We start from the raw sequence: 8,040 nt of genomic DNA, 5'->3' as shown, positions 1-8,040 counted from the left end.
CCCTATCCCCAAAAGCGAGTTTGAACCTGCGGCCATTATGGCCAAGATCAAGGCCAACCCCTTGCTCAAAGGCGTGGATCCGAAAAAAGTCAAACCCCGCGTGATGACGCTCACGCAGTCCACCTACGACGGCGTCTTGTACAACACCGAAACCATCAAGGGCATGCTCGATGGCTATGTGGAAAACCTGCACTTTGACGAGGCTTGGCTGCCGCATGCCGCGTTCCATCCGTTTTATGGCCCCTACCACGCCATGGGCAAAAAGCGCGCACGCCCCAAAGAGTCGATGGTCTATGCCACCCAGTCCATCCACAAGCTGCTGGCCGGTATCAGCCAAGCCAGCCATGTGTTGGTACAAGACGCGCAAAACGTCAAACTGGACAGGCCTTTGTTCAACGAAGCTTATTTGATGCACACCTCCACCTCGCCGCAGTACAGCATCATTGCCAGCTGCGACGTGGCCGCCGCCATGATGGAGCCGCCCGGCGGCACCGCCTTGGTGGAAGAAAGCATTGCAGAGGCCTTGGATTTTCGCCGCGCCATGCGCAAGATCGATGCCGAGTACGGCAAAGACTGGTGGTTCAAGGTGTGGGGCCCCGAAAAGTTTGCCGAAGAGGGCATTGGCCGCGCCGACGATTGGATTTTGCGCAACGACCCGCGCAAAAAAGCCAGCAAGTGGCACGGCTTTGGTCAACAGTTGGCCGACGGCTTCAACATGCTCGACCCGATCAAGTCCACCATCGTCACGCCGGGTCTAGCCTTGGATGGCAAGTTCGACAAGACCGGCATTCCCGCCTCCATCGTGAGCAAATTTTTGACCGAGCACGGTGTGGTGGTGGAAAAAACCGGCCTGTACAGTTTTTTCATCATGTTCACCATCGGCATCACCAAAGGCCGCTGGAACACCTTGCTCACGGCCTTGCAACAGTTCAAGGACGAATACGCCAAGAACCAGCCGATGTGGAAAATCATGCCGGAGTTTTGCCAAAAACACCGGCGCTACGAACGCATGGGCCTGCGCGATCTGTGCCAGCACGTGCACGAGATGTACGCCAAGTACGACATCGCCATTTTGACCACCGACATGTATTTGTCCGACCTGGCCCCGGCCATGCGGCCGTCAGACGCCTATGCCCACATTGCCCAGCGCAAAACCGAGCGGGTCGAGATCGACCACTTGGAAGGCCGCATCACCGTGGGCTTGGTCACGCCTTACCCACCGGGTATTCCGCTGCTGATCCCGGGTGAGGTGTTCAACAAAAAGATCGTGGACTACCTGAAGTTCGCCCGTGAATTCAACGAGCGGTGTCCGGGTTTTGAGACCGATATCCACGGCTTGGTGGAAATCACGGACGACGAGGGCAAAAAAAGGTATTTTGCCGATTGCGTGAAGGCTTGAAGGGCGCACGGCTTTTGGGCGCCGTGTGCTGGGCGCTCAGCGCCGGGCCTTGTTGTCGGCTGCGCGATAGGCTCATGGCCCTGGCCTTTGGCTCGTTGCTGGCTTGGCCTTGCATGGCCGCAGGCACATCCTGAACCGCCCTGAGGTGGACACAAAACCGCTTTTTATTCAAATTTTTCGAATGGTGCATCCGATTTGGATCAACGGGCAGGGGCTGCGTGCCCGGTATATTTCAGCAATCGCCTGACAGATCACCTCGAAAGAACACATGCTCAACTTGCGCAAATCGGCCGATCGCGGTTATGCCGACCATGGCTGGCTGAAGTCCTTTCACAGCTTTTCATTCGCCAACTACTTTGACCAGAACCACATGGGTTTCGGCAATTTACGGGTCATCAACGAAGACCGCATCGACCCCGGCAAGGGCTTTGGCACGCATGGCCACAGCGACATGGAAATCATCAGCTACGTGTTGTCGGGCCATTTGGCCCACCAAGACAGCATGGGCAACATCTTAGGGATACCGCCTGGTGATGTACAACGCATGAGCGCAGGCAGGGGTGTTCGCCACAGCGAGTTCAACCATGCAAAGGGTGAAGTCACCCATTTTTTGCAGATTTGGATCACGCCCAACGTGACCGGCATTGAGCCCAGTTACGAGCAAAAAACCGTGCCCGAAAGTGCCAAGCGCGGTCATTTGGCTTTGGTGGCTGCGCCTGCGGCTGACACCCAGTCAGCTGCGCACACCGTGCAGATCCACGCCGATGCCCGCATGTATGCCGGCCTGTTTGAGGGGGACGAAACGGCCCATTTGCCCTTGGACCCGCTGCGCAAGGCCTGTGTTTTTTTGGTGCGCGGCAGCTTACAGGCGAACGGGCAAAGCATGCATGCGGGCGATGCGGTGATGCTGCAAAACGAGTCTGCCTTGACGCTGGGCCATGGCCAAGACGCCGAAGTGCTGGTCTTTGATCTGACCGCTTGATGCCGTGACCGCTCACGCCGAGCCTGCTTGGCTCGCTTTGTCGCTCACCGCAAGGCAAGAGGTGCTCCCCAGATGGCCACGCTTGGCTCGCCATGCGCTTCGCTTTGTCATCGCAAGGCAGCACGCGGTCCATGGCTGAGCACACACCCAGCCCATTTTTTTATCAACCTAGGAGTTTTTCTTGACCCAAACCGTCGTTGTTTTTCATTCAGGCTATGGCCATACCCAGCGTGTGGCGCAGTTTGTGGCCCGAGGGGCGAGTGCACAGCTGGTCACCATCGATGCCGATGGCAATCTCTCAGAGGCCGATTGGGCTGCGCTCGACGCGGCCGATGCCATCATTTTTGGCTCGCCCACTTACATGGGCATGGCCTCGTGGCAGTTCAAGAAGTTTGCCGATGCCACCTCCAAGCGCTGGTTCACCAGCGCTTGGAAAGACAAGGTCGCCGGTGGCTTCACCATTTCGGCCAGCCCCAGCGGTGACAAGTTGTCCACCATCCAGTACTTCATCACCTTGGCCATGCAACAAGGCATGGTCTGGGTGGGTCAGCCCGCTTTGAACGACGGCAGCATCAACCGCATCGGCTCCAACTCCGGCGTGATGGCGCAAGTAGGCCCCACCAGCCCAGCCGAAGACATTCCGCAAGGCGATTTGGACACGGCTCGAGCCTATGGTGAGCGCGTCGCTGCCATGGCGGCCAAGCTTCGCGCTTGACGCTTTCAAGCGTTTGACATCAAGCCGAGGCGGCTGACTGCTTCGGCTTTTTTTTTCGCCTTGCGTCGACAGTTTGCGAGTTTGCAAGCGCTTCTTGCTAGGATGGCCGCATGAAAATCATCAACATGTTGCCCTGGCTGGATTGGCTGGCGCTCTTTACTTTTTTTGGTCTTTGGATTGGCTACGCCTGGCTCGCCAAAGTGCGCGGTTTTCGTGAACAAAGTCTGATCGCCAACACCAACCGTTACCGGCAACTTTGGATGCTGCAGGCCACCGCCCGTGAGCCGCGCATGCTGGACGGCATCATCACGCAAAATTTGTCTCAAACACCGGCATTTTTTTCTTCCACCAGCATCATCATCATTGGTGGTTTGTTTGCGCTCTTGGGCACCACCGACAAGGCGTCCGAGTTGGTGGGTGAAATCCCTTTTGCTCAGCCCACACCCTTGCTGGTGTTCGAGTTCAAAATTTTGGTGTTGGTCGGCATTTTTGTGTACGCTTTTTTCCGCTTTTCTTGGTCGATGCGGCAATACACCTTTGTCGCCTTGGTGATTGGTGCCATGCCACCACCAGAAGATTTTGCAGCGAACCGCTTTGATCGGCAGCACTTTGCTGAGCGCGCTGGCAATTTGGTGAGTGCTGCGGCCGAGACTTTCAACGATGGCTTGCGGGCCTATTACTTTTCATTTGCAGCGATGGCCTGGTTTTTTTCGCCCACCGCATTGGTTTTGGCCACGGCATTGGTGGTGTTGATTTTGTACGGGCGCGAGTTTCGTTCCGAGGTTTTGCACGTTTTGCGAGACTGATGCCCCAGCTGGGCATCGGTTGTCAAACCAAAAAGACAGGTTTCGGCAAGTACCGCTGTGCTGATGAGCTGCTGGGCTTGGCCCTCAGAGCCAAGCCAATACCACGGGTGCATGGTCGCTGGGGCGCTCGTTTTTGCGGGGCGTGCGGTCGATGCTGCAGGCACTGGCGCGGGCCTTGAGGGCCTCGGAGATCAAGATGTGGTCGATGCGCAAGCCCCGGTTGCGGCGGAACGCGAACTCGCGGTAATCCCACCAGCTGTAACTTTTTTCGGCTTGCTCGAACAAGCGGAAGCTGTCAACCAGGCCCAGATCGGTCAGGGCTTGCAACTTCTCGCGTTCTTGCACGGTGCAGTGGATGGTGTCTTTCAAGCCCACCGGGTCCCACATGTCGCGTTCGTCGAAGGTGATGTTGTAGTCGCCCAGCAGCACCAGATTCGGGTGCTTTTCCATTTCTGCTTGCACCCACTCGCGCAGGGCGTCGAGCCAGCGCATTTTGTAGACAAATTTGTCGCTGTCTGGCGCTTGGCCGTTGGGAAAATAAGCCCCAATCACACGGATCTGGCCACCCGCGCCATCGGGGTAGGTGGCCGTGATCACGCGCGACATGTCGTCTTCAAAGCCAGGAATGTTCTTGACCACATCGCTGCCGGTGGCCACCGAAATCAGGGCCACGCCGTTGTAGGTTTTTTGGCCAAACCAAAGCGCTTGGTAACCCGCCTCGGCAAAGGCGGCGGCAGGGAATTTGTCGTCCGTCATCTTCAGCTCTTGCAAAGCCAGCACATCGGTGGGGTTGGCGGCCAGCCAATCAAGCACTTGGGGCAGGCGCACGGACAAAGAGTTGACGTTCCAGGTGGCGATTTTCATTATTTCAAAATATCTATATAAATCAATGACGTTTGTTGTTTTTCTGATTCTTCGTCAATTTCACTGTGAAATTTCCCTTGCTACGGGACAATCCAGTGATTCAATGTTGCCGGCCTGAACACGAAAGATACCGCCCTGTATGAGCATCTTCTTGGACTGAAAACTCCGTGGTCTGTCAGACGAGTTGACCTGTCCTTGGTCGACCAACGTGTGGTGGTCGAAGTTGTCTTGAAGAAAGGCCAGGTCTGGGGCGATCCTACCGACGCCACCAAGAGGGCGCATATCAATGGCTGGACCGAGCGCCAGTGGCGTCATCTTGACACCTGCCAGTTCGAGACCATCATCAAGGCTCGTGTTCCCCAACTCAAATATGCCGACGGCACGGTCGAGGAGCTTACGGTTCCCTGGGCGGAGCGCTACAGCCGGGTCACCACCTTGATGGCGGCCTTCGTTATCAAACTGCTGGAGGCCTGTCCCACCACCCAAGCCGTTTGCACGCTTACCCGGCTGGCCTGGAGTACGGTCAATGCCATCATGGTCAGCGCCGTGGAGCGCGGCATGCTGCGACGTACCGAGGAAGAGATTACCTACCTTGGCATCGATGAGAAGAGCTCGGAGAGAGGACACACCTACGCCAGCATCCTGACCGACATTGACCGCTCGCGGGTATTGGATTTGGTGCCTGAGAGGAAGCTGGTGGCGGCCGTGAGCTTGTTGGAGACGCTTACTCCAGCGCAACGCGCGTCGGTCAAGGCGGTGGCCATGGATATGTGGCCGGCGTACATGAGTGCGGCCAGGCAATGCATGCCGCAGGCGGACATCGTGCATGACAAGTTCCACGTCTCCAAGTACCTCGGTGAGGCCGTGGATGCGGTGAGAAAGCAGGAGCGCCGGAAGCTCTCGCAAGCGGGCACTTCGCCACTGGCGGGCAGCAAGTGGGCATGGTTGAGAAAGTACCCAGATGGCCGCAGTGCTGAAACCGTCTCGTTTCGGGCTTTGAACCAACTCAACCTGAAGACCAGCCGAGCCTGGTGCATCAAGGAAAACTTCAGCCAGTTCTGGAGCTACAGCTACAAGGGTGCTGCCAAACGGTTCTTCAAAGCCTGGTCCAACAACTCGATGGGAAGCCGCCTGGAGCCGGTGAAGAAGGTCGTGAAGATGCTGCGCCGCCACGAGGAAGGGCTGCTCAACTAAAGCCAACACGGAATCAGCAACGCCTGCACGGAGGGCTTCAACAGTGCCATTCAGCTTATCAAAGCCAATGCGCGCGGGTTCCGCAACTTCACTAACTACCGGGCGAGGATTCTGTTTCATTGTGGCAAGCTGAACTAGGCTATGGCTTGAAAAATCACAGTGGATTCAACGAAGCTCCGTTTTTCTTTGTGCTGGCTACACGCCAAGTTACGCATTTCCGTCATATATCAATCAGCGATTGCTTGAATGCTGGATCATAGCGTTGGCAAGGTCGCAGCAGAGCCCTCAGCACTGCCTTCATAAAGTCTTCATTGGCAAGATTGTGCCTGATGGCAGATGCCATCATTTATGAAAACAGGAGCGGCAAAAAATGCATAAATTTCAACCCATCAACCCATCAACCCATCAACCCATCAACCCAAATTCGAAACTTGTAGTGGATAGTCAGGACGTATCCACCATTGATCGATCGAGTGCTGTCATGCTTTTCCCTGAAGCCCATGACATGCTAGCGAAATATGTTCGTCAGTTCTCATTGCCCGTTATGACGGCAGCGGAGCAAACGAATGAAGCTGAACTGTGCGCCCTCTTGTTTGCCTTAGATGGGTTTGATGATGGTGTGGGTTTTCTCAAGCATGCAAGGCCGGTCGTGGCGAGTGCCAGGTTACGAGGATGTCAAGATTCCGTTTGGCATACTTATTGCTAAAGATTATTCAGACATTTCTTCGAGGCTTTGGTGTCAAAAGACCGCCAGCAGCAGCTCAAAGCCGCGTAAGTGTGCTGGCGGTGGTGGAGATGTTCAAGACCCGGTGAATGTCGTCAACGGTTCGGTTTTTTCAGCAATTTGGAGGTCGCCATGGATGTCATTAGCAGTTATGCCGCCCGCTTTGAGCGTTGCCGCGAAGAAGAAGTTTCCATTGAAGAGTACCTTGCGCTATGCAAGCAAAACCCCTTGGCTTATGCCACGGCCGCCGAGCGCATGCTCAAGGCCATTGGCGAGCCACAGGTGGTAGACACTCGACACGATCCACGCCTGTCGAGGCTCTTCGCCAACAAGGTCATCAAGATCTACCCCGCCTTTGCCGAGTTCTACGGCATGGAGGAAGCCATTGAGCAGGTCGTCTCCTACTTTCGCCACGCCGCCCAAGGTTTGGAGGAAAAAAAACAGATTCTCTACCTGCTCGGCCCCGTAGGCGGTGGCAAAAGCTCGATTGCCGAGCGACTCAAAGCGCTGATGCAAGAGGTGCCCTTCTATGCCATCAAGGGCTCGCCAGTCAATGAATCGCCGCTGGGCCTGTTCGATCCGATCGAAGACGGTACTCTGCTGGAAGAGGAGTATGGCATCCCGCGCCGCTACCTGAACCGTGTGATGAGCCCTTGGGCCGTCAAGCGGCTGGAAGAATTTGGTGGCGACATTCGGCGCTTTCGCGTGGTCAAGCGCCACCCCAGCATCCTCAAGCAGATCGGCATCGCCAAGACGGAGCCCGGCGACGATAACAACCAAGACATCTCTAGCCTGGTCGGCAAGGTCGACATCCGCAAGCTCGAGACCTTCGCCCAGGACGACCCCGACGCCTACAGCTACAGTGGTGGCCTGTGCTTGGCCAACCAGGGACTGCTCGAATTTGTGGAAATGTTCAAGGCACCTATCAAGGTGCTGCACCCATTGCTCACGGCCACGCAGGAGAGCAACTTCAAAGGGACCGAAGGCTTTGGAGCCATGCCCTTTGACGGCGTGGTGCTCGCGCACAGCAACGAAAGCGAGTGGAAGGCCTTTCGCAACAACAAAAACAACGAAGCCTTTCTCGACCGCATCTACATTGTCAAGGTGCCTTACTGCCTGCGCGTCTCTGAAGAAGTGCGCATCTACGAAAAGCTGCTTCGGGGCAGCAGCCTAGCTCAGGCCACCTGCGCGCCCGGCACGCTCAAGATGATGAGCCAATTCGCCGTACTCACGCGCCTTAAGGAGCCGGAAAACTCCACGCTCTACTCCAAGATGCAGGTCTACGACGGCGAGAACCTCAAGGGCACCGACCCGCGCGCCAAGAGCTACCAAGAATATCGCGACTATGCGGGTGTC

The 8,040-nt window shown here is 56.4% G+C and carries 6 protein-coding genes and 2 pseudogenes; 7 read left to right on the top strand and 1 reads right to left on the bottom strand.

The window, feature by feature from the left end; genetic code table 11:
- The 4 genes and pseudogenes from ACIQ39_RS17495 to ACIQ39_RS17480 all read left to right on the top strand — a co-directional run.
- Positions 1-1,399, top strand: a pseudogene (locus ACIQ39_RS17495) (lysine decarboxylase); the annotation flags it as partial.
- 268 nt (positions 1,400-1,667) lie between these two features.
- The gene (locus ACIQ39_RS17490; RefSeq protein ID WP_396435867.1) at positions 1,668-2,381 is read left to right on the top strand and encodes a pirin family protein; all 714 of its coding nucleotides are present in this window, start codon (positions 1,668-1,670) and stop codon (positions 2,379-2,381) included.
- A 181-nt stretch (positions 2,382-2,562) separates the two neighbouring features.
- Positions 2,563-3,096, top strand: a complete 534-nt coding sequence (locus ACIQ39_RS17485; RefSeq protein WP_396435866.1) for a flavodoxin family protein — start codon at positions 2,563-2,565, stop codon at positions 3,094-3,096.
- A 110-nt stretch (positions 3,097-3,206) separates the two neighbouring features.
- A complete protein-coding gene (locus ACIQ39_RS17480) occupies positions 3,207-3,902 on the top strand; it encodes a DUF599 domain-containing protein (RefSeq protein WP_396435865.1) in 696 nt (231 codons plus the stop codon).
- Positions 3,903-3,986: 84 nt separating this feature from the next.
- On the opposite strand, the gene xth is transcribed toward ACIQ39_RS17480, so the two are convergent.
- Complete coding sequence (xth, locus tag ACIQ39_RS17475; RefSeq protein ID WP_396435864.1) at positions 3,987-4,766, bottom strand: exodeoxyribonuclease III; 780 nt, start codon at positions 4,764-4,766, stop codon at positions 3,987-3,989.
- Positions 4,767-4,880: 114 nt separating this feature from the next.
- On the opposite strand from xth, the pseudogene ACIQ39_RS17470 reads away from it, so the two are divergent.
- The 3 genes and pseudogenes from ACIQ39_RS17470 to ACIQ39_RS17460 form a co-directional block, all read left to right on the top strand.
- Positions 4,881-6,098: pseudogene (locus ACIQ39_RS17470) on the top strand (ISL3 family transposase).
- A gap of 232 nt (positions 6,099-6,330) precedes the next feature.
- On the top strand, positions 6,331-6,666 hold the full coding sequence (locus ACIQ39_RS17465) for a hypothetical protein (protein WP_396435863.1): 336 nt from the start codon (positions 6,331-6,333) through the stop codon (positions 6,664-6,666).
- Between the two features lie 150 nt (positions 6,667-6,816).
- Positions 6,817-8,040: PrkA family serine protein kinase (locus ACIQ39_RS17460; RefSeq protein WP_396435862.1), on the top strand; the 1,224-nt coding region annotated here is incomplete at its 3' end.

The sequence above is a fragment of the Limnohabitans sp. genome (assembly GCF_044361645.1).
Classification (GTDB): domain Bacteria; phylum Pseudomonadota; class Gammaproteobacteria; order Burkholderiales; family Burkholderiaceae_C; genus Limnohabitans_A.
This window is presented reverse-complemented; position numbering and strand designations above follow the sequence as displayed.

Coding starts and splice junctions, on each gene's coding strand:
- ACIQ39_RS17490 (WP_396435867.1), top strand. CDS start 1,668: ATGCTCAACTTGCGCAAATCGGCCGATCGCGGTTATGCCGACCATGGC.
- ACIQ39_RS17480 (WP_396435865.1), top strand. CDS start 3,207: ATGAAAATCATCAACATGTTGCCCTGGCTGGATTGGCTGGCGCTCTTT.
- xth (WP_396435864.1), bottom strand. CDS start 4,766: ATGAAAATCGCCACCTGGAACGTCAACTCTTTGTCCGTGCGCCTGCCC.
- ACIQ39_RS17465 (WP_396435863.1), top strand. CDS start 6,331: ATGCATAAATTTCAACCCATCAACCCATCAACCCATCAACCCATCAAC.